This window comes from Brevundimonas sp. FV1ye28 (genome assembly GCF_058681135.1).
In genome coordinates this window covers 2,626,213-2,647,529 of the sequence record NZ_CM178731.1, presented here as the reverse complement: position 1 = coordinate 2,647,529, position 21,317 = coordinate 2,626,213, and the positions used below count along the sequence as shown (strand labels likewise).

Annotated in this window: 21 protein-coding genes and 1 pseudogene; 12 read left to right on the top strand and 10 right to left on the bottom strand. The window is 68.3% G+C overall.

From position 1 onward, the window contains the following. Positions 1-19 precede the first annotated feature (19 nt). The 6 genes from rsfS to ACW171_RS12930 all read left to right on the top strand — a co-directional run bounded on the left by rsfS (position 20) and on the right by ACW171_RS12930 (position 5,883). Complete coding sequence (gene rsfS, locus ACW171_RS12955) at positions 20-508, top strand: ribosome silencing factor (protein WP_492093772.1); 489 nt, start codon at positions 20-22, stop codon at positions 506-508. Positions 509-666: 158 nt separating this feature from the next. Beyond that, positions 667-1,131 (top strand): 23S rRNA (pseudouridine(1915)-N(3))-methyltransferase RlmH, encoded by a 465-nt coding sequence (gene rlmH / locus ACW171_RS12950; RefSeq protein ID WP_492093771.1) that lies wholly within the window; start codon positions 667-669, stop codon positions 1,129-1,131. Continuing rightward, positions 1,131-2,180 (top strand): murein hydrolase activator EnvC family protein, encoded by a 1,050-nt coding sequence (locus ACW171_RS12945; protein WP_492093770.1) that lies wholly within the window; start codon positions 1,131-1,133, stop codon positions 2,178-2,180. Before rlmH ends, ACW171_RS12945 begins: the two co-directional genes overlap by 1 nt. 237 nt (positions 2,181-2,417) lie before the next feature. Beyond that, on the top strand, positions 2,418-3,782 hold the full coding sequence (locus ACW171_RS12940) for a S41 family peptidase (protein ID WP_492093769.1): 1,365 nt from the start codon (positions 2,418-2,420) through the stop codon (positions 3,780-3,782). A 286-nt stretch (positions 3,783-4,068) separates the two neighbouring features. Then, positions 4,069-5,268, top strand: coding sequence for a divergent polysaccharide deacetylase family protein (locus ACW171_RS12935; protein ID WP_492093768.1), 1,200 nt, complete (start codon positions 4,069-4,071; stop codon positions 5,266-5,268). 129 nt (positions 5,269-5,397) lie between these two features. Further along, positions 5,398-5,883 carry an RNA pyrophosphohydrolase gene (locus ACW171_RS12930; RefSeq protein WP_492093767.1) on the top strand — a complete coding sequence of 162 codons (486 nt, stop codon included), beginning with the start codon at positions 5,398-5,400 and terminating at the stop codon, positions 5,881-5,883. A gap of 170 nt (positions 5,884-6,053) precedes the next feature. On the opposite strand, the pseudogene ACW171_RS12925 reads toward ACW171_RS12930, so the two are convergent. From ACW171_RS12925 to ACW171_RS12895, 7 genes and pseudogenes are all read right to left on the bottom strand, one after another. After that, positions 6,054-6,395: pseudogene (locus tag ACW171_RS12925) on the bottom strand (DMT family transporter); the annotation flags it as partial. A gap of 258 nt (positions 6,396-6,653) precedes the next feature. Continuing rightward, the gene (locus ACW171_RS12920; protein ID WP_492093766.1) at positions 6,654-6,977 is read right to left on the bottom strand and encodes a YnfA family protein; all 324 of its coding nucleotides are present in this window, start codon (positions 6,975-6,977) and stop codon (positions 6,654-6,656) included. Positions 6,978-6,997: 20 nt separating this feature from the next. Continuing rightward, positions 6,998-7,267: an ATP synthase F1 subunit epsilon gene (locus tag ACW171_RS12915; protein WP_492093765.1), complete on the bottom strand. Its 270-nt coding sequence runs from the start codon at positions 7,265-7,267 to the stop codon at positions 6,998-7,000. A 2-nt stretch (positions 7,268-7,269) separates the two neighbouring features. Continuing rightward, positions 7,270-8,829 (bottom strand): F0F1 ATP synthase subunit beta, encoded by a 1,560-nt coding sequence (gene atpD, locus ACW171_RS12910; protein ID WP_492093764.1) that lies wholly within the window; start codon positions 8,827-8,829, stop codon positions 7,270-7,272. A gap of 41 nt (positions 8,830-8,870) precedes the next feature. Further along, on the bottom strand, positions 8,871-9,749 hold the full coding sequence (locus ACW171_RS12905; RefSeq protein ID WP_492093763.1) for a F0F1 ATP synthase subunit gamma: 879 nt from the start codon (positions 9,747-9,749) through the stop codon (positions 8,871-8,873). Positions 9,750-9,783: 34 nt separating this feature from the next. Further along, positions 9,784-11,319: a F0F1 ATP synthase subunit alpha gene (gene atpA / locus ACW171_RS12900; RefSeq protein WP_492093762.1), complete on the bottom strand. Its 1,536-nt coding sequence runs from the start codon at positions 11,317-11,319 to the stop codon at positions 9,784-9,786. A gap of 93 nt (positions 11,320-11,412) precedes the next feature. Then, a complete protein-coding gene (locus ACW171_RS12895; RefSeq protein WP_492093761.1) occupies positions 11,413-11,967 on the bottom strand; it encodes a F0F1 ATP synthase subunit delta in 555 nt (184 codons plus the stop codon). Positions 11,968-12,288: 321 nt separating this feature from the next. Between ACW171_RS12895 and ACW171_RS12890 the strand changes: the two genes are divergently transcribed. Further along, on the top strand, positions 12,289-13,119 hold the full coding sequence (locus tag ACW171_RS12890; protein WP_492093760.1) for a TerC family protein: 831 nt from the start codon (positions 12,289-12,291) through the stop codon (positions 13,117-13,119). After that, positions 13,119-13,952, top strand: a complete 834-nt coding sequence (locus tag ACW171_RS12885; RefSeq protein ID WP_492093759.1) for a glutaminyl-peptide cyclotransferase — start codon at positions 13,119-13,121, stop codon at positions 13,950-13,952. Before ACW171_RS12890 ends, ACW171_RS12885 begins: the two co-directional genes overlap by 1 nt. A 277-nt stretch (positions 13,953-14,229) precedes the next feature. Here ACW171_RS12885 and ACW171_RS12880 read toward each other — a convergent pair whose 3' ends face one another. Further along, the gene (locus ACW171_RS12880; protein WP_492093758.1) at positions 14,230-16,392 is read right to left on the bottom strand and encodes a primosomal protein N'; all 2,163 of its coding nucleotides are present in this window, start codon (positions 16,390-16,392) and stop codon (positions 14,230-14,232) included. Between the two features lie 30 nt (positions 16,393-16,422). Between ACW171_RS12880 and fsa the strand changes: the two genes are divergently transcribed. The 3 genes from fsa (at position 16,423) to ACW171_RS12865 (ending at position 18,764) form a co-directional block, all read left to right on the top strand. Further along, positions 16,423-17,076 carry a fructose-6-phosphate aldolase gene (fsa, locus tag ACW171_RS12875; RefSeq protein WP_492093757.1) on the top strand — a complete coding sequence of 218 codons (654 nt, stop codon included), beginning with the start codon at positions 16,423-16,425 and terminating at the stop codon, positions 17,074-17,076. A gap of 66 nt (positions 17,077-17,142) precedes the next feature. Further along, complete coding sequence (locus ACW171_RS12870; protein WP_492093756.1) at positions 17,143-17,853, top strand: DUF484 family protein; 711 nt, start codon at positions 17,143-17,145, stop codon at positions 17,851-17,853. Then, positions 17,835-18,764 carry a tyrosine recombinase XerC gene (locus ACW171_RS12865; protein WP_492093755.1) on the top strand — a complete coding sequence of 310 codons (930 nt, stop codon included), beginning with the start codon at positions 17,835-17,837 and terminating at the stop codon, positions 18,762-18,764. The genes ACW171_RS12870 and ACW171_RS12865 overlap by 19 nt, the downstream gene beginning before the upstream one ends. Here the strand turns inward: ACW171_RS12865 and ACW171_RS12860 are convergent. Beyond that, the gene (locus ACW171_RS12860) at positions 18,761-19,165 is read right to left on the bottom strand and encodes a hypothetical protein (RefSeq protein ID WP_492093754.1); all 405 of its coding nucleotides are present in this window, start codon (positions 19,163-19,165) and stop codon (positions 18,761-18,763) included. The two genes, ACW171_RS12865 and ACW171_RS12860, sit on opposite strands and share 4 nt — an antisense overlap. 133 nt (positions 19,166-19,298) lie before the next feature. On the opposite strand from ACW171_RS12860, the gene ACW171_RS12855 reads away from it, so the two are divergent. After that, a complete protein-coding gene (locus tag ACW171_RS12855; RefSeq protein WP_492093753.1) occupies positions 19,299-20,273 on the top strand; it encodes an aspartyl protease family protein in 975 nt (324 codons plus the stop codon). A gap of 252 nt (positions 20,274-20,525) precedes the next feature. Here the strand turns inward: ACW171_RS12855 and ACW171_RS12850 are convergent, their stop codons facing one another. After that, on the bottom strand, positions 20,526-21,317 hold the full coding sequence (locus ACW171_RS12850; protein ID WP_492093752.1) for an SDR family oxidoreductase: 792 nt from the start codon (positions 21,315-21,317) through the stop codon (positions 20,526-20,528).

Below are 21,317 nucleotides of genomic sequence, written 5' to 3'. Positions count from 1 at the left end.
TTCGAACACGGCCCATGAGATGGACCCGATCGAACCGATCCATTCGGAAGACGGTCAGGATGAAGACCTCTCGGACGATTCCGCCGAAGACTTCCCGCTGTTCAGCGCGGATGACGGTGATGACGACGATCAGAATTTCGACCGCCAGGGCGTCGTCCCGACCGGCACGACCCCGCTCGAAATCGCCCTACTGGCCAAGCTGGACGACGACAAGGCTCAGGACATCGTCCTGATCGACCTGAAGGGCAAATCCCCGATGGCCGACAGCATGATCGTGGCCTCGGGCCGTTCGCATCGCCACGTCGGCGCTCTCGCCGACCACCTGCTGCGCACGCTGAAGGACAATGGTCTGGGCCGTTCCAAGGTCGAGGGCCTGCCGCACTGCGACTGGGTCCTGATCGACGCCGGCGACGTGATCATCCACCTGTTCCGCCCCGAAGTTCGCGTCTTCTACAACATCGAGAAGATCTGGGCCGTCGACAGCGCCCACCGCACGGCGCAGGCGTAAAATCACCTCCGCTCATCCCCGCGAAAGCGGGGACCCAGTTCTTTCGTGAGGCACGGTCGTTCGGTCGAACGTGCGCTGGTCGAAGACATTGCCCCGCTCATGAACCGATCGCCCAAAGCACTGGGTCCCCGCTTTCGCGGGGATGAGCGGGGAATAAATTGAAACTCGCCATCGCCGCCATCGGCAAACCCGGACGCGGCCCGGAAGCCATGCTGGCCGATGACTATGCCAAGCGCGCCACGGCCGCCGGTCGCGCCCTGGGTCTCGGCCCCCTCGACCTGATCGATCTCGAACCCCGCAAGGCCGGCAAGGCGCCGGAGGCCGAACTGCTGCTGGCGGCCGCCGAGGGGGCGCATCTGATCGCCTGCGACGAGCGCGGCAAGACCTACTCCAGCCGCGCCTTCGCCGACCATATCGCCACCCTGCGCGACCGGGGCGAGCGGCGGCTAGTCTTCGTCATCGGCGGGGCCGATGGCCTCGATGCCTCGGTTCTGGCCGCCGCCGGATCGACCCTGGCCTTCGGCCCCCAGACCTGGCCCCACGCCCTGGCCAGAGCGATGCTGGCCGAACAGATCTATCGCGCGGTGACGATCCTCAACGGATCACCCTATCATCGGGACTGATGAACCGCGCCGCCGTCCTCTCCCTCCTGATCGTCTTCGCCGGCCTTCCCGCCGCCGCCTCGGTTCAGGACGACCTCCAGTCGCTTCAGGCCCAGTATCGCGACGAACAGGTCCGGGCGCGGCGCCTGCGTGCCGACGCCCGCGACGCCCAGATCGAGATCACGGCCCTGGACCGTGAACTGGCGACCCTGCGCACCGACCAAACCGCCGACGACATGCAGATGCGGGCCCAACGCCAGCGCCTGCGTGACCTCGGCCGGCGCGAGGCCGCCATCGTCGCCGAGCTCGCCCGCGCCCGCGACGGTCAGGGCCGGCTCCTGTCCGCCCTGCAGATGATGAGCCGCAAACCCCCGCCGCCGCTGCTGATCCCCGCCGACGAGGCCGTCGACACCGTCCGCGCCGCCATCCTGATGAAGGCCATGGCGCCCGGGATGCAGCGCCGCGCCGCGACCTTCGCCGCGCGTCAGGCCGAGGTGGTCCGCATCCGCCGCCTCGCCGTCCTGTCCTCGGAGCGCCTGCTGACGACCGAAAGCGCGCAAGGCGACCGCCGCGCCGAGATCGAGGACCTGTCCGTCCGCCGCACCGCCCTGCTGGCCGTGCTCCGCGCCGACGCCGCCCGCGCCGAGCGCGCTGCGGCGGCCCTGGAGACCCGCATCCGCAACCTGGGCGGCCGCCCCGCCTCTGTCACCGACGCCCCAACCCCTTCCACCCGCCTGCCCGCCGGCCGCGCTCGCCTGACCGCGCCGGTCGCCGGCGCCTCGGCGAAATCGGGCCAGGGCGTCCGCTGGGCCGCCCCGGCCGGTCCGGTCGCCTCGCCCGCCGGCGCCCGCGTCGATCACGCCGGCCCGCTCAGCGGTTGGGGCGAGGTGGTCATCCTCGATCTCGGCGGCGGCTGGCGCGCCGTCATCGCGGGCCTGGACGAGGTGTCGGTCGGAACCGGCGAACGCGTCGCCGACGGCCAGGCGCTCGGCTCGGCCGCGCGCGGCGGCGAGATCTATTTCGAACTGCGCCGCGATGATCGCGCCGTGGATCCGACGCCGTATCTTTGAAGTGAGGGCTTAGGGCTTAGGGCTTAGGGCTTAGGGCTTAGGGCTTAGGGCTTAGGGCTTAGGGCTTAGGGCTTAGTGGCCCTGCCGAAAGCGAAACCGCTTCCCAAGCCGACATGACGCTGATTTTATCCTGTGAACGCGGAGCCGCCACGATTTCATCGTGTGGTCCTGAGCCTAAGCCCTAAGACCTACTCACTAAGCCCTGCCGTCCCTCCAGACGGCCCCGAAAGAGACCGAATGCGTAAACTGCTCATCGCCGGCGCCGCCGTCGCGGCCCTTGGTCTCAGCGGCATGACGGTGGCGTCCCAGACGCCGCGCAACGAAACCTTCCGCATGCTGCAGCTGTTCGGCGACGTCCTGGCGGTGATCGAACAGGCCTATGTCGTTCCGGTCGACAACAAGAAGCTGATCGAGGCGGCGCTGGCGGGCATGATGACCGCGCTGGATCCCCACTCCAACTACCTGCCGCCCGAAGGGTTCGAGGACCTGCAGGAGCGCACAAGCGGCGAATACTCGGGCGTCGGCCTGACCATCACGGCCGAGGGCGGTCTGGTGAAGGTCATCTCGCCCATGGACGACAGCCCAGCCGCCCGCGCGGGCGTTCAGGCCGGCGACGTCATCTCGGCCATCGAGGGCCAGAACGCCTCGGGCCTGACCGTCACCCAGGTCTCGGAGAAGCTGCGCGGCGCCATGGGCACCTCGGTCTCCGTCACCTTCCTGCGGGACGGCGAGGAGCCGCGCGAAGTCGTCCTGACCCGCGAGGTCATCAAGGTCGAATCCGTCACCGGTCGCGTGGAGGGCGAGTTCGGCTATCTGCGCGTCTCGACCTTCAACGAGAACACGGGCCGCGAACTGAGCGCCGCCATCGAGAAGATCAAGACCGAGAACCCGGCCGTGAAGGGCTTCGTCCTCGACCTGCGCAACAACGGCGGCGGGCTTCTGACGGCGGCGATCGATGTGTCCGACGCCTTCCTCGAGCGCGGCGAGATCGTCAGCCAGCGGGGCCGGAAGCCCGACCAGATCGAACGCTATGCGGCCCGTCCGGGCGACCTGACGGGCGGCCTGCCTCTGGTGGTGCTGATCAACTACGGCTCGGCCTCGGCCTCCGAGATCGTCGCCGGTGCCCTGAAGGATCAGGAACGGGCGACGCTGGTGGGCCTCACCTCCTTCGGCAAGGGCTCGGTCCAGACGGTCATCCCGCTGGGCGGCGGTCGCGACGGGGCGCTGTCGATCACGACGGCGCGCTACTACACGCCGTCCGGCGCCTCGATCCAGAAGATCGGCATCGAGCCCGACCTGGAGGTCGCCCGCACCGAGGCCGAGGCGCGGATCGTGTCCCGCTCCAGCTTCATCTATTCCGAGGCCGCCTATGCCACCGCCCTGGACGCCTCCATCGGCGCCGAGCGCAAGGGTGCCCATACCCCGCGTGAGGCGCCGGGCGAGGACTATGACGAGGACGCCGACTATCAGCTTCAGCGCGCGCTCGACGTGCTCCGCGCCGGCGGCGACCTGAGCCGCCTGGCCGCTGCGCCCGAAGGCATCGTCATCAGCGACGGGACTGTTCCGCCGGTCGAGATCGCCGACACCACCGAAGAAGAGTAGCGCGCCCCAAAGTCTCCTCCCTGTTCGCCACTTGGCGAATGGGGAGGTGGCGGCGAGCTCTTCGCGAGCTGACGGAGGGGTTCTTCGTGCACGCAGAAAGAACCCCTCCGTCTCTACGCTTCGCTTCGAGCCACCTCCCCATCTACGATGGGGAGGAGACGCGTCGTGACTCCGAACATGCCTAACGCCCCGTTAGGCTTTCTTAACCGCCGTCCCTTCATAGTCGCCTGCGTAGATCGTCGTCCGGAATCCGTCCGGTCGCCAGATTGCAGAGCGTCCCTCGTCCATGTTCGCCAAGCGTCAGTCCGCCCTCGCCGCCACGGCCGGAACCGCCCCCTCGGGCCGGATGCCGAAGTTCGACCTGAAGTCGGCGCTGGCTGTGTTCAGGAAGCCCCCCGTCGCCGTCGGCGCGGCGGGCCTGCTGCTGCTCGGCACGGTCGCCCTGTTCCTGACCGTCCTCGGCGATCCGCGCGCCGGAACCCCGACCGCCCGCGTCGCCCTGCATCGCGAAGCCCCGGTCGCGGCCCCCGCCCCCACGGGCCTCGAAGCCTTCTCCATGGGCGGGTTCGCCGCCTGGCAGGGCCTGGGTGCCGATCCCATGGGCGATCCGACCGGCGCGGCCGGTGGCGACGCCCTGATCACCCTGCCCGACGGCGCCACCGTCGCCGGCGGCGCAGCCATCGCCGCGCCTGCCCTGCCCGCCTCGCCTCTGACGGCGGCCCCCATCGCCGGTCTCAGCCAGCCGGGTCCGCAAGGCGCCCTGCCGGTCATCGCCACCGACGGCCGCGTCCCGGCCCAGGCCTATGCCCGGCCCTTCCAGTCCAACGGCAAGCCGCGCGTCGCGCTGATCGTCGGCGGTCTCGGCCTCAACGCCGTCACGACCCGCGCCGCCATCGAGCGCCTGCCGGCCGATGTGACCCTCAGCTTCGTGCCCTATGCCCAGGGTCTTCAAGGCTGGATCGACCTCGCCCGCGCTCAGGGCCACGAGGTCATGATCGAGATCCCGATGGAGCCGACCGGCTATCCCAACAACGATCCCGGCCCCTACACGCTCCTGGCCAACGCCACGCCCGACGACGTCGAGGCCAAGATGAACTGGCTGCTGGGTCGCGCCACCGGGTATTTCGGCGTCACCAACTATCTGGGCGACCGGTTCGTGACCTCCGACACCGGCATGGCCGCCTTCCTCGGCATCCTGCGCCAGCGCGGCGTCGCCTTCATGGACGACGGCCTCGCCCGCAGGCGTCCCGGCGCCTGGGCCCGCGCCACGGCCGATACGGTCATCGACGAGACCCAGACCCCCGCCGCCATCATAGGCCGCCTGAATGCGCTGGAAGCCGCCGCCAAGACCCGTGGCGCGGCCCTGGGGACCGGCTTCGCCTATCCAGTCACCGTCGAGGCCGCCGCCCGCTGGACCGCCGGTCTCGACGCGCGCGGCCTGCAACTGGCGCCGGCGTCGGCGATGACGCAGCGGCCGGGGCGCTGACGCGCGGGCAGTAGGCAGTAGGCAGTAGGCAGTAGAGTCTAAGCCCAGCCTGCCGTGGCCAGGCCCGGATGAATGGCCACCCGTTTTCCCTTGCTTCCTACTGCCTACTGCCTACTGCCTACTGCCTCCATGGCTGACCATCTCCCCAAGCACCGCCCCAACGTCGGCGTCGTCCTGTTCAACAGCGAGGGCAAGGTCTGGTTCGGCCACCGCGCGGGCCAGCAGGGCGACCACGCCTGGCAGTTCCCGCAAGGCGGCGTGGACAAGGGCGAGGACATCGAGGCCGCCGCCCGGCGCGAGCTCGAGGAAGAGACCGGGGTCACCTCCGCCGACCTGATCGGCCGCACCGAGGGCTGGATCGCCTACGATTTTCCTGAAAGCCTGAAGGCCCAGCACAAACTCAAGGGCAAGAAGCCCTGGAACGGCCAGAAACAGGTCTGGTTCGCCTTCCGGTTCACCGGCGACGAAACCGAGATCCGCCTCGACGAGCACAAGGACATCGAGTTCGACGCCTGGCGCTGGGGCGACCTGTCGGAAGCCTGCGACCTGATCGTGCCGTTCAAGCGCCAGGCCTATGAACAGGTCGTCGCGGCCTTTTCGAAGTACGCGGCCTGACCCCCATCCGTGCACCCCGGCGAAGGCCGGGGTCCAGATCACCCATGCAGGCGGCCGGGATTTCGCACCGTGCGTCGCGCGATCGGCCGGAGCTTTCCATCTGGACCCCGGCCTTCGCCGGGGTGCACGGAGAAAATTAGAGACAGGTGTCGCGCGCGACCCGCGTCGTGTCAGTGCGACGACCCACCTGGCGCCAGGCGGAACAGCACCAGCCCCGCGACGACGAGCAGGGCCGCCACGACGCGCATCACAGTCAGGCTCTCGCCCAGCAGCACCACCCCGACCAGGAACGCCCCGACCGCCCCGATCCCCGTCCAGATCACATAGGCCGTGCCCATGGGCAGCGACTTCATCGCCAGGGACAGCAGGGCGAAGCTGACGGCCATGAAGCCGAGCGTCAGTACGCTGGGCCACAGCCGGGTGAATCCCTCGGACTGCTTCATGAAATAGGCCCAGACGATCTCGAGCAGGCCAGCGATGAGAAGATAGACCCAGGCCATTGTCGACGGCCCTCCTTGCGAAAGGCCGGGCCGTCCCGGGCATGGTCCGGCAAAAAGCCGGAGCGAGGACGTGGCCTCGTCTTGCCGGGCTTATTTAGGACAGGCCGATCGGCGCTTCAACCGTGGCCTCTTCCCCATCCGTCCACCCCGGCGAAGGCCAGGGTCCAGAACAAGTACCCAAGCGGCCAGGACGGCGCACCGGAGTCTTCCTTTTGGACCTCGCGCTCCCTCTGGACCCCGGCCTTCGCCGGGGTGCACGGAGAGAGGAGGCTACCCCGCCCTCGGCCCGAACAGGATCACCGCCGCCCCGACCAGACAGATCGCCGCCCCGATCATGTCCCACCGGTCCGGCGCCCGGTGCTCGGCCAGCCACAACCACAGCAGGGAGGCGGCGATATAGACCCCGCCATAGGCCGCATAGGCCCGACCCGCCGCCTCCGCCTCGACGCGCGTCAGCAGCCAAGCGAACAGTATCAGGCATGCCACGCCGGGAGCCAGCCACAGCGGCGACCGGTCAAGCCGCAGGACGGTCCAGAACGCGAAACAGCCGGCGATTTCCGCGCCGGCTGCCAGCAGATAGATCAGGGCGGTCATCGATCGCCCTTCGTTTGGCTTTAGGCCGCCGCGACTTCCGTCGCCGCCTCGGCCAGGATGGTCAGGCCGGCGGGGGTCACGTCGGCGAAACCGCCGTGGACGTTGAACACACGACGCGCGGCGCCGTCATAGACCGTGACCGTGCCTTCGCGCAGGGCGGTCATGAAGGGCGCGTGGGCGGCCAGGACGCCGAAGTCGCCCTCGACGCCCGGCGCGTCGACCTGATCCACGAGGCCATTGAAGACCTCGCGCTCAGGCGACACCAGCGAGAATGAAAGCTTCCCGGCCATGCTTACGCAGCGTCCGCGGCGAGCTTGGCGGCCTTCTCGACGGCCTCTTCGATCGGGCCGACCATGTAGAAAGCGGCTTCCGGCAGGTGATCGTATTCACCAGCCACGATGCCCTTGAACGAGCGGATCGTGTCTTCCAGCGAGACGAACTTGCCCGGCGCGTTGGTGAACTGCTCGGCCACGAAGAAGGGCTGGGACAGGAAGCGCGAGATCTTGCGGGCGCGCGACACGATCAGCTTGTCGTCTTCCGACAGCTCGTCCATGCCCAGGATGGCGATGATGTCCTTCAGGGCCTTGTACTGCTGCAGGACTTCCTGGACCGAACGGGCGACCTGGTAGTGTTCGTCGCCGATGACCAGGGGGTCCATGATCCGCGAGGACGAGTCCAGCGGGTCCACGGCCGGGAAGATGGCCTGGGCGGCGATGTCGCGCGACAGAACGGTACGGGCGTCCAGGTGGGCGAACGAGGCGGCCGGGGCCGGGTCGGTCAGGTCGTCGGCGGGAACATAGATGGCCTGGATCGAGGTGATCGAGCCCTTCTTCGTCGACGTGATGCGCTCCTGCAGGTTGCCCATCTCGGTGGCCAGGGTCGGCTGATAGCCCACGGCCGACGGGATGCGGCCCAGAAGCGCCGACATTTCCGAACCGGCTTGCGTGAAGCGGAAGATGTTGTCGACGAACAGCAGGACGTCCTTGCCTTCTTCGTCGCGGAAATACTCGGCCTGGGCGAGACCCGTCAGGGCGACGCGGGCGCGGGCGCCGGGAGGCTCGTTCATCTGGCCGTAGACGAGGGCGCACTTGGAGCCTTCGGTCGAGCCGCCGTTCTTGGCCGGGTCCACGTTCACGTTGGACTCGATCATCTCGTGGTACAGGTCGTTGCCCTCGCGGGTGCGCTCACCCACGCCGGCCAGCACCGAATAGCCGCCGTAGGCCTTCGCGATGTTGTTGATCAGTTCCTGCATGGTGACGGTCTTGCCGACGCCGGCGCCGCCGAACAGGCCGGTCTTGCCGCCCTTGGTGTAGGGGCACATCAGGTCGATGACCTTGATGCCCGTGACCAGGATTTCCGACGAGGTCGACTGCTCTTCGAACGACGGCGCCTCGCGGTGGATCGGGCGGTACATCGTGGTCTTGATGGGGCCCTGTTCGTCGATCGGCGCGCCGACGACGTTCATGATGCGGCCAAGCGTGCCCGGTCCGACCGGCGCCTGGATCGACGAACCCGTGTCCGTCACGGCCTGGCCGCGCGTCAGGCCTTCGGTCGTGTCCATCGAGATGGTGCGGACCATGTTCTCACCCAGGTGCTGGGCGACTTCCAGGACCAGGGTGAAGGGCTCGCCCGTCTTCTGGTCGACGTTCTGGGTGTGCAGGGCGTTGAGGATCGCCGGCAGCTGGCCGACGAACTCGACGTCGACGACGGCGCCGATGACCTGGGCGATCTTGCCCACGCCGGTGCCGGCCGTGATCACGGCATTGCCGGTCGCGGAGGCGGCAGGAGCCTTGGGAGCCTTCGGAGCGGCGGGCTTCCGGGCGGCGGGTTTCTTGGCGACGGTGTCGGTCATCGGGTTACGTCCGTTTCGTATGTTCTGTCAGGATCGGAGGATCAGAGCGCTTCCGCGCCGGCGATGATCTCGATCAGTTCGGTGGTGATCTGGGCCTGGCGCTTGCGGTTGTACTGCAGCGTCAAGGCATTGATGAGGTCGCCCGCGTTGCGCGTCGCGTTGTCCATGGCGCCCATCTGGGCCGCGAAGAAGCTGGCCTGGTTCTCGAGCAGGGCGGCCAGGATCTGGGTCTTGATGTTGCGCGGCAGCAGGGTCTCGAGGATTTCCTCTTCCGAGGGTTCGTACTCGTAGACGGCGCCGTTCAGGTCGATGGGAGCCGCGTCGCCGTCGACGACCGCCGGGATCAGCTGCCGGGGCGTCGCCACCTGCGAGATGACCGACTGGAAGCGGCTGTAGATCAGGGTGACGACGTCGGCGTTGCCGCTTTCGAACTCACTGGCGATCAGGTCGGCGATCGGCTCGGCCACGGCCATGCTCATCACCTTGTGGTCGCTGAGCTCGAACGTCTGGATGATCTTGTCGCCGAACAGGCGGTTCAGGCCGTCGCGGACCTTGCGGCCCACGGCGATGACGCGGACGTCCTTGCCGTTGGCGGTCAGGGTGTTGATCCGGTCGCGGGCGGCGCGGATGACGTTGGTGTTGAAACCACCCGCCAGACCCTTGTCGCCGGTCGCCACGACGACGAGGTGCTTCTTGTCAGAGCCCGTGCCGGCCAGCAGCTTGGGCGCGCCGTCGCCGGAGACGCCCGCCGCCAGGTTTGCGATGACCGCAGCCATCTTCTTGGCGTAGGGCCGCGCGCTTTCGGCCTGATCCTGGGCGCGTTTCAGCTTGGCCGCGGCGACCATGTTCAGGGCTTTCGTGATCTTCTGCGTGGACTTCACGCTGTCGATCCGATTGCGCATTTCCTTGAGGCTGGCCATCGGGCGCTACTCTTTCAGCTTCCGGGGGTCAGACTTAGGCGAAGGTCTTGGTGAAGGCGTCGATCGCGGCCTTCAGCTCGGCTTCCAGCTCTTTCGACAGAGCCTTGGTCGACTTGATCGAGTCGAGGATCGGCTGGTGCGCCGAGTGCATCCGGGCCAGCAGTTCGCTCTCGAAGCGGCCGATGTCGGCCACCGCGATCTTGTCGAGGAAGCCGCGCGTGCCGGCATAGATCGACACGACCTGCTCTTCGACGGTCAGCGGCGAGTATTGCGGCTGCTTCAGCAGTTCCGTCAGGCGCGCGCCGCGGGCCAGCAGGTTCTGGGTCGAGACGTCCAGGTCCGAACCGAACTTGGCGAAGGCGGCCATCTCGCGATACTGGGCCAGCTCGCCCTTGATCGAACCGGCGACCTGTTTCATCGCCTTGATCTGGGCCGAGGAGCCCACGCGCGACACCGAGATGCCGACGTTCACGGCCGGGCGGATGCCCTGGTAGAACAGGTCGGATTCCAGGAAGATCTGGCCGTCGGTGATCGAGATCACATTGGTCGGGATATAGGCCGAAACGTCGTTGGCCTGGGTCTCGATCAGCGGCAGGGCGGTCATCGAACCCGAACCGTTGTCCTCGTTCAGCTTGGCCGAACGCTCCAGCAGGCGGCTGTGCAGGTAGAAGACGTCGCCCGGATAGGCTTCACGGCCCGGCGGACGGCGCAGCAGCAGGGACATCTGACGATAGGCGACGGCCTGCTTGGACAGGTCATCGTACACGATCAGGGCATGCATGCCGTTGTCGCGGAAGAACTCGCCCATGGCCGTGCCCGAGAAGGGCGCCAGGAACTGCAGCGGCGCCGGCTCCGAGGCCGTTGCGGCGACGACGATGGTGTATTCCAGGGCGCCGCGCTCTTCGAGCGTCTTGACGATCTGGGCCACGGTCGAGCGCTTCTGGCCGATGGCGACGTAGATGCAGTAGAGCTTATCGCCTTCCGACGCGCCTTCGACGTTGATCGACTTCTGGTTCAGGATGGTGTCGATCGCGACGGCGGTCTTGCCGACCTGACGGTCGCCGATGATCAGTTCGCGCTGGCCGCGGCCGACGGGGATCAGGGTGTCGATGGCCTTCAGGCCGGTCTGCATCGGCTCGTGAACCGACTTCCTGGGGATGATGCCCGGCGCCTTCACGTCCACGCGGCGACGCTCGGTGAACTGGATCGGGCCCTTGCCGTCGATCGGCTCGCCCAGCGGGTTGACGACGCGGCCCAAGAGGCCCTTGCCGACCGGAACGTCCACGATCTCGCCCAGACGACGGACTTCGTCGCCCTCGGCGATCTGGGCATCGGCGCCGAAGATCACGGCGCCGACGTTGTCGCGCTCCAGGTTCAGGGCCATGCCTTTGACGCCGGCCTTGGGGAACTCGATCATCTCGCCGGCCTGGACGTTGTCCAGACCGTGGATGCGGGCGATGCCGTCGCCGACCGACAGGACCTGACCGACGTCCGAGACGTCGGCTTCCACGCCGAAGTTGGCGATCTGGGACTTGAGGATGGCCGAAATCTCGGCGGCGCGGATGTCCATTTGGATCTCTCTGTCTTGGTCTTCGTGTCGCGGTCAGAACCGCGAGGTCAATCGGGTGGGCCTAGGCCCGCTGCATCTTGGTTCTGAAGCGCGTCAAGCGCGCTTCAGGGCGAACTTCATCTGGTCGAGCTTGGTCTTCAGCGAGGCGTCGAACAGTTTCGAGCCGACCTTGACCTTCAGTCCGCCCAGGATCGACGGATCGACGCGGGCGGTCATTTCGGGAACCTTGCCCAGCGCCTGTGACAGGGCCGAACGGATATGGGTGGTCTGGACGGTCGACAGGGCCACGGCCGAGACGACCTCGGCGGCGACGACGCCGGTGTGGGCCGAATACAGGGTCTCGAAGCCGGTGATCACCGCGCCCAGGTCCTTGGCGCGACCGTTCTGGGCCAGCAGGCCGAGGAAATTCTTCGTCGTCGCGTCGAACTTTGCCTTCGTGGCGATGGCGACAAGGCCCTTCTGCTGATCTTCGGCGGTGATGATCGGAGAATGGGCCAGGCGGCGCAGGTCGGCGCTTTCGATCCAGGCGGCCTTCAGCGACTTCAGGTCGGCGCGAACGGCCTCCAGGCGACCCGTCTCCAGGGCCAGGTCGAACAGCGCCTGTGCGTAGCGCCCACCGACTTCCGTCGTTCTGAAATCGTCAGCCAAGGCCTGTCCGTCCGCTGTAGCGTATCTGTTCAAATAGACCGGTCGCGAACCTCGCGCCGGTCAAAGGCTTGAAATGCTTAAGGAAAGCACACAAAAGGCCGTCTCGGTTGAAACGCCCTCTGGAAGCCGGGCGCCTGATAGCATGGGCTTTTGGCTGTCGCAACCGAGGCTGCACGGACGATACAGTCGCACCCCTCCAAGGGCTTCGTCAGGTTCGCGAACTTGCCTCGCCTCGTCCTGCGCCATAGCGTCCGATTGAACTGCAGAGCCACCTGTGCGCTAGAGGGCGAATCCATCCTTTGCGAGAGACACTGATACCCGATGTTCGATAGCATTATCCCATTGCTTAGCGACCCCGCTGCCTGGGCGGCGCTCGTCACCCTGGTGGTGATGGAGGTCGTGCTCGGCATCGACAACCTCATCTTCATCTCGATCCTGTCGAACAAGCTGCCGCCGGAGCACCGCCAGCGGGTCCGCCGCATCGGTATCGGCCTGGCTCTGGTCATGCGTCTGGCCCTGCTGTCGATCATCGCCTGGCTGGTCGGCCTCATCCAGCCGGTCTTCACCGTCATGGGCAACGAATTCTCGTGGAAGGACCTGATCCTGATCGCCGGCGGACTGTTCCTGATCTGGAAGGCGACCAAGGAAATCCACCACACCGTCGATCCGACGCCCTCGCATGACGTGCTGGACAAGAAGGACGCCGTCATCTCCAACGCCGGTTCGGCCATCGTCCAGATCATCATCCTGGACCTGGTCTTCTCGATCGACTCAATCCTGACCGCCGTCGGCATGACCGAGCACCTGCCGATCATGGTCGTGGCCGTTCTGGCCGCCGTCACCGTCATGCTGCTGGCCGCCGATCCCCTGGCCAACTTCATCGCCAAGAACCCCACCGTGGTCATGCTGGCCCTGGGCTTCCTGTTGATGATCGGCCTGGTCCTGATCGCCGACGGCTTCGGCTTCCACGTTCCCAAGGGCTATATCTACGCCGCCATGGCCTTCTCGGCCGGGGTGGAGGCGCTGAACATGCTGGGACGATCCGCGACATCCAAGCAGGAGAAGGCCAAGCTCGCCCGGAACGCCGCCGATCAGGCGGAGGTGCGGGCCAAGGCGGCGGAGGCGGAAGCCGCCGCCGATCCGACGCACTGATGCGCGCGCGGGCGTCGTCCTGGGTCGCGGCGTTCGCGGGGCTGACCAGCCTCGCCTTCGCCCCGACCACCTATGCACAGACGGCGACGCCCGCCGCCGCCCCGGCCCCGGTCGCTCCGGCGACCCAGCCGGCCCGGCCGCCCCGCTACGGCTATGAGGTCGTGAACATCTATCCGCACGACCCGGCCGCCTTCACCCAGGGTCTGGAGTTCCACGACGGCATTCTGCTGGAAAGCACCGGCCGCCATCCCTCGACGATCCGCCGCGTGCGGCTCGAGGACGGCGAGGTTCTGGCCAGGCGTGAGCTGGACATGCAGTTCTTCGGCGAAGGCCTGACCGCCGTCGGCGATCGGATCCTGAGCCTGACCTGGCAGGGCGGCCACGGCTTCGTCTGGGACATCGACGACCTCGAGCCCGCCGGAACCTTCTCATACTCCGGCGAAGGCTGGGGCCTGACGCACGACGACACGCGGGTCATCCTGTCGGACGGGACGGCCTCGCTGCGCTTCCTCGACCCCAATACCCTGCAACAGACCGGCTCGGTCCCCGTCACCTACATGGGTCGCCCGCTGGACCGGCTGAACGAGCTGGAGTTCATCGAAGGCGAGGTCTGGGCCAACGTCTGGCAGACCGACTTCATCGTCCGCATCGACCCGGCCACAGGCGCGGTCACCGGCGTGATCGACCTGACCGGCCTCCTGCCCGATCCGGTCGACAACCCGGCCGACGACGTCCTCAACGGCATCGCCTGGGACGCCGCCAACAAACGCCTGTTCGTCACCGGCAAGAACTGGCCGAAACTGTTCGAAATCCGCCTGACCGAGGCGCGCTGATTCCTCCCCATCCGTGCACCCCAGCCTTCGCTCGGGTGCACGAGGGATGGGTCGAGGTAGGAGTTTTATCCTAGACCGGACTTGTGCTGTCATGACGCCGTTCCCACATCTCCGTCACGTCTTTGACATCGCCACCAGCGAGCCTCGCACGCCGCCGCAGAATTCCGATAACCCTGTCATATCGGACATTTCGGATCTTCCAAGTCATTGATTTTCCTCAATCGACTGGTTGCATTGTCCGAAATGTCAGGGTGTTTTCGGACCCTGACATCGGCGCTCACAGGAAGCTGTAGGGATCCACGTCCACAGTCAGCCTGACCGATCCCGGCGCCTTCACCCGGCTCAACCACGACCGCAGGAAGCCTTGAAGGTCCACATCGCGGTCCGCCCGCACGAGAAGCCTTTTCCGCCGACGCCCCCTTATGAGCCCCAACGGCGCATCGGCCGGGCCATAGACCTCCAGCCGCTCCGCGTTCGGGATCGCCGCAGCCAGATCGTTGGCGGCCTTCTCAACCGCCATCGCATCGATGCCCGACAGGATGATCGCCGCCAGCCGCCCGTAGGGTGGCAAAGACGCCGCCTCCCGCTCGGCCATCTCGGCCTCGACGAAGGCGTCCCGGTCGCCCGCCGCCAGCGCCATCAGCACCGGATGCTCGGGCGTCCAGGTCTGCAGGATCGCCCGACCCGGCTTGTCCGCCCGCCCGGCCCGGCCCGTCGCCTGGGTCAATAGCTGGAAGGTCCGCTCCGCCGCCCTCAGGTCCCCGCCGCGCAGCCCCAGGTCCGCATCCACCACCCCGACCAGGGTCAGATGCGGGAAGTTATGCCCCTTGGCCGCCGCCTGGGTCGCCACCAGGATGTCGATCTCGCCGTCGGTCATCCGCTGGATCAGAGCCCGCATCGCCCTGGGATCGGGAATCGTGTCGGAACTGAACACCGCCGTCCGCGCCTCGGGGAAAAGTTGGCGCACCTCCTCCTCGACCCGCTCCACCCCGGGACCGACCGACACGAGGCTATCCTCGGCCCCGCACGACGGACACAGCTTCGGCCGCACCATCGAAAACCCGGTCAGGTGACAGACCAGCCGCCCGGTATAGCGATGCTCGACCAGCCAGGAGTCGGTGTCCGGCGAGGTCATCCGGTGCCCGCAAGACCGGCAGAGCACCACCGGCGCATAGCCCCGCCGATTGAGGAACAGCAGGGTCTGCTCCCCCGCCAGAAGGGTCTCCCCGATCGCCTCGCGCAGCGGCTGCGACAGCCAGGTCTGGGGATCGGGCGGGTTCTGCCTCAGGTCCAGCAGGCTGATCTGCGGCAGCACCGCCGCCCCATGCCGGCTCGACAGCTTCAGCCAGCCGTATCGCCCGTGATGCGCATTCCACAGCGTCTCCAGCGACGGCGTCGCCGATGCCAGGACGACCACCGCCCCCTCGATCCGCGCCCGCGCCACGGCCAGGTCCCGGCCATGATAGACCAGCCCGTCCTCCTGCTTGAACGACCCGTCGTGCTCCTCGTCGACGACGATCAGCTTCAGGTTCGGGAAGGGCAGGAACAGGGCCGAGCGCGCGCCCACCACGATGTTGCAGCGGCCGGCGACCACCGCCTCCCACACCGTTCGCCGACGGGGCGGGGCCACCCCGGAGTGCCACTCCGCCGGCGCCGCCCCGAACCGCTTGGTGATCCGCTCGATCAGCGCCTGGGTCAGGGCGATCTCGGGCAGCAGGATCAGCACCTGCGCCTCAGGATCCCGTTTCAGCGTCCGCGCCACGGCCTCCAGATAGGCCTCGGTCTTGCCGGACCCCGTGACCCCGTCCAGCAGGAAGGGCCTGAACCCGCCAGCCTCGGTCGCCGCCGATAGGGCGTCCGCCGCCGCCGCCTGAGCCGCGTTCAGACTGGCCGGCCTGTGATCCGGATCGGGCGCGTCGAAGGCCGCCACGGCCTCGACCTCGAACGCCTCCAGCACCCCCTCGTCGACCAGCCCCTTCACGACCGCCGACGAGACCCCCGCCGCCCGCGCCAAGTCCGGCCCCGCCATGGCCCGTTCGCCCAGAGCCTCCAGCACCGCCGCGCGCCCGGCCGTCGGCCGGTTCGGGCTTCGATCCCCGACCCGCCGCAGCCGCCGCTCCGGCCGAGGCCGGGGCGCCCGCAAGCCCTTCAGCGCCGTCGCCGCCATCTCGCCCGGCGGGCTCAGTGTCCAGCGCGCGGCCCATTCCACGAAGTCGACTGTGCCTGCCGGCAACCTCGGATCGTCCAGCAGGGCCTCGACCGCTTTCAGTCTTCGGTTCGACCCCGTCGTCGCCCGCACCTCGGTGACGATGCCCCGCATCAGGCGCGGCCCGAGCGGCACCGCCACCTGATCGCCCCGCGCGAGGTCCATGCCCTCTGCCACCTCGTAATCGAAGGCCCCGTGCACCGGCAGGGGAATGAGAACCGAGGCGACTTTCACCGGCAGGCCCGCTCAGCTAGAACCAGCACCATGAAACTCTTCCTCGACACCGCCGACGTCGCCGTCATCAAGGACATGCTGCCCACCGGGATGGTGGACGGCGTGACCACCAATCCCTCGCTGATCGCCAAATCCGGTCGCAACATCGCCGAGGTCATCGCCGAAATCTGCGCGCTGGTCGAGGGCCCGATCTCCGCCGAGGCCGTCGCCACCGATTTCGAGACCATGGTCAAGGAAGGCGACAAGCTCGCCGCCATCGCCCCGAACGTCGTCGTGAAGCTGCCCCTCACCTGGGACGGCCTGCGCGCCGCCCGCAATTTTGCCGACAAGGGGATCAAGACCAACGTCACCCTTTGCTTCTCCGCCGCCCAGGCCCTGCTCGCCGCCAAGGCCGGCGCCACCTATGTCTCGCCGTTCGTCGGCCGCCTCGACGACCACGGCGCGGTGGGTTCGGAGCTGCTGGAAGAGATCCGGGCCCTCTACGACATCCACGGCTTCGAGACCCAGATCCTGGCCGCCAGCCTGCGCCACCCGGCCCACGTGACGGCCGCCGCGCTGGCCGGTTCGGACGCCGCCACCCTGCCGGCCGACACTTTCAAGGCCCTGATCAAGCACCCGTTAACCGACAAAGGGCTTGATGCCTTCCTGGCGGACTGGGGCAAGACCGGCCAGTCGATCCTCTAGCGGATCGACCAACAGGAAAGCTCCATCCTGTAGTTTACGACCCGGCGTTCCGGGAGGAGCGCCGCCGTGAAGTCCAAGGACCAGACCGCAGACCTGTTCGCCTCCAGTGAGCTCCACTGGCCGGACGTGCGCGCCTGGTTGCAGGCCAACCCCCAGACCCTCGCCGACGACCGCTCCCTGCTGGAAGAGATCGGTCTGAAGCCCCACGGCAGGAACGTCATCGAGTTCGGCCGCGCCGCCCTGACCAAGCTCGAGGAAGCCGCCGAGCGGGAGGCCGATGCACGCAAGCGCATCGAATCGGTCGCCCGTGCGAACTTCGCCGCCCAGACCCAGACCCATGTCGCGGCCCTCGACCTGATGGAATCCCGCAGCCACTCCGACCTCGCCCGCCGGCTCGATGCCGTAGCCCAGGGCCGGTTCGGTCTCGCCGGCGCCGGCATCGCCATCGAGAAGCCCGGCGGCGTCCCCTTCGGCTGGCGCGGGCTGGAGGCCGGCGGCGTCAACGCCTTGCTGGGCGACCACGGCCTGACCTGGCTTGGCCCGATGTTCGACGGTCTCGACCTGTTCGGCCCGAGCGGCGAACAGGCCAAGTCCATCGCCCTGATCCGCATGGCCCCCCACCTCGGCGGCGAACGCCCCGAGGAGGCCCGCCCGGCGATCTGCGCCTTCGCCTCGGCCGAGGACGAGGGCTTCACCCCCGGCATGGGCTGCGAACTGGTGGCCTTCATCGCCCGGGTCGTCGAACGCACGGCCGAACGATGGCCGATCCTCAACTGACCGCCTCCGAAGCCCTCTCGGCGTGGCTGGAGCATCTGGCGCACGAGCGCCGCCTGTCGCCCCGGACCTTGGAGGCCTACGGTCACATCGGCCGGCTCTACCTCGCCTTCCTCGACCGTCATCGTGGCGAGTCCCAGAGCCTGACCGACCTCGGCACGGTCACCGCCGCCGAGCTGCGCGCCCACCTGGCAGAGCGCCGGAGCGGCGACCACCCTCTGAACGCCCGCTCGCTGAGCCAGACCCTGTCGGCGATCCGCACCTTCCACGTCTTCCTCGACCGCCGCTGCGATACCCCGGCGCCCCTGCTGGCCCTCGTGCGCGGTCCACGCGTGAAGCCCTCCCTGCCCCGTCCGGTCAGCGCAGATCAGGCGCGCGGCATGCTGGCCGAACCCGCCCTCGACCCCGACGCCGAGCCGTGGGAGGCGCTGCGCGACGCCGCCGTCCTGTCCCTGCTCTACGGCTGCGGCCTGCGGATCTCGGAAGCGCTGGGCCTGACCCGCGCCGACGCCCCGATCCCCGAGAGCCTGCGCATCACCGGCAAGGGCGGAAAGACCCGGATCGTGCCGGTCCTGGCCGCCGTCCGCTCAGCGGTCGATGCCGCCTTGGCCGCCCAGCCTTTCCCGCTGCAGCCTTCGGACGCCCTGTTCCGCGCCCGTCGCGGCGGCCCGCTCAGCGCCCGCCATGTGCAGGCGACGGTGCAGAAGCTGCGCGGTCGTCTCGGCCTGCCCGCCAGCGCCACGCCCCATGCCCTGCGGCACAGTTTCGCGACCCACCTGCTGGGCGCGGGCGCGGATCTGCGCAGCATCCAGGAACTGCTGGGCCACGCCAGCCTGTCGACGACCCAGAAATACACCGCCGTCGACGCCGCCCACCTGCTGGGGGCCTACGCTGCGGCTCATCCGAGGCCTTAGCGGCCGCCTGTGGTCACCGGCGAGGCTGAGGGCAGACGATCGCCGGTACCAGGTGCGATCGCCTCGCGACCCACAGCGTTGGAGCCCGGCACACGATAGTTGACGATCAACGGGGCGGGGCAGCCACCTATCCGGCGCTCCAGCAACAGGTAGTGGGCGACGGGGTCCTGGCCTTCCCGCCACAACAAGCCATTGCCCAGCGGAGTTGGACCGATGGTCAGTGTGACATCGCTACGGCAGTGAGCCGGCGTCATGCCGATGACGCCGGGCCCAGAGCGATCTCCAGGCGGTGGCGGCACACCGGCTGCCGTCATTTCCTCAAGCGTAGCGGGACGTAGATCGCGCTCTGGTGCCTGGGACAGCTGGGGCGCAACGGCGAGAAGGAGCAAGATCGAGAGCATCGGAACCTCCAGTCAGGCGACCACCATACACCCAAAGGATGCATCCCGGTATGACGAAACGATCAGGCCGCCTGGACTAGGCGCGCCGCCGTCGGCGTCCTAGGCTTCGGCAAATGCCGCGGGGAGGCGGCCCATGGAAGAGACGACGCAGACCAGGGACGAACCTGGGCGAGAGGGCCTCGACCGCAGGCGGATGCTTGGCGGCGGCGCCCTGCTGCTGACCGGCCTCGGCGGGTTCGCGCAACAGACCGAAACCCCGGCCGGCCCGCCGCCCGACGCCCTGTCCCTGTCGGCGAACCTGCTGACCCGGATGGCCGCCGCGGTGCGCCTGAACGGCCGCAGTCCGCGACTGTTCGTGCTGGACACCGGAGCGGAGCGGACCTCCATCGCCCGCGATCTGGCCGAGACCCTGGGCCTGCCGCCCGGCCCGACCGTCACCGTTCACGGGGTCACCGCCGCCCAGGCGACGCCGACGGTCCTGGTCAGCCGGGTGACGTTCGGGCGGCGACGCTTCAACCACGTCATCATGCCGGTGTTCGAGCGGTCGCTGCTGGCCGCCGACGGCCTTCTGGGCCTGGACATACTGTCGCAGTTCCGTCTGTCCATGAACCTTGCGGAGCGGACCGTCAGCATGACGCCCTCGGGCCCGGCCTTCTATGCGCGCGGCTCGGCCTCCTACATCCCGACCCGCCTGCCGGGTGGAGCGCGAACGCGGGCCGACGCCTCCGGCCAACTGATTCTGACCAACGCCGTGGTCGACGGCGTCCCGGTCCAGTCGTTCGTCGACAGCGGCGCCCAGTATTCGATCGGCAACACCGCCCTGTTGCGGGCCATCGGCGGTCAGGTCGGCTCACGCCCCATCCCTGTCTATGGCGTCACCGGCCAGACCATCGACGCCTATGCCGGACAGCTGAGGTCGCTGCAGATCGCCAGGCACCACCTGGGCCCGACGCCCGTGCTGTTCGCGGACCTTCATGCCTTCCGCACCCTGGGGCTGGGGGATCAGCCGGCCCTGCTGCTGGGAGCGGACATCCTCTACCGCTTCAACCGGATCGAGCTGGACTACGCCACGCGTCGCATGGGCTTCGGCGGGGTGAGGCCCGGCTAGGATCCGACCCCGGCAAACGCCGAAGAGTGGACGCCAAAACACCGTCCGAAGCGTCCGAAGCGTACACTCCGTCCGGATGGCGGCCGCCGATCGAACGGTTGAATGCGCCCCGGCCGACCGTGCGATCCCGCGCCGCCACGATCGGGGCTGACTGACGGTTTCAAAGACCCGTGCGGCAGATGGATGCGCAGATCGGCGGTCGCAAGGCAGATCGAGGAATAAATTCAATTCGACGTGGGTCGACGAAAGGCTCTAGATCGCCCGCACCGATCCGCCGTCCAGCCGCACCAGGGATCCAGTGACATAGGCGGCCAGAGGACTGGCCAGGAAGGCCGCCACGGCGCCGAACTCTTCGGTCGTACCGACGCGGCCGACGGGGATGGAGACGACCGAGTCCGCTCGTGCCTGTTCCGGCGTCTTGCCGGTGCGTTCGGCGGCGGCCCTGTCGAGCCTCTCGATGCGCGGCGTGTCGATCCGGCCGGGTAGCAGGGTGTTGACGGTGACCCCGTCGGCGGCGACCTCCGTCGCCAGGGTCTTGGCCCAGGCGGCGATGGAGGCCCGCAGGGTGTTGGAGACGCCCAGCGTCCCGATCGGTTCGATCAGGGACACCGAGGCGACGTTCAGGATCCGACCCCAGCCCGCCGCCCTCATGGCCGGCAGGACCCGGTCGGTCAGGCGGAAGACCGACAGCACCATGGATTCGAACTGAGCCCGCCACAGGTCGGGGTCCAGCCCCGCCACGCCCGACGGCGGCGGACCGCCGGTGTTGTTCAGCAGAATCTCGATCGGCCCGCCCAGCAGGCTTTCAGCCGTGTCGACGGCCTTCAGCAGGCTGTCGTGGTCGGCGAGATCGGCGGTGACGAACACGGCCCGGCCGATGGCGGTCGCATTGATGCCGTCGGCCACGACCTGGAGCCTGGCCGCGTCGCGCGACAGGAGGGCGACGTGCACCCCCTCCGCCGCCAGGGCCTCGGCGACCGCACGGCCCAGGCCGCTGGAGCCGCCGCAGATCAGGGCGCGCTTGCCGGTGAGGTGGAGGTCCAC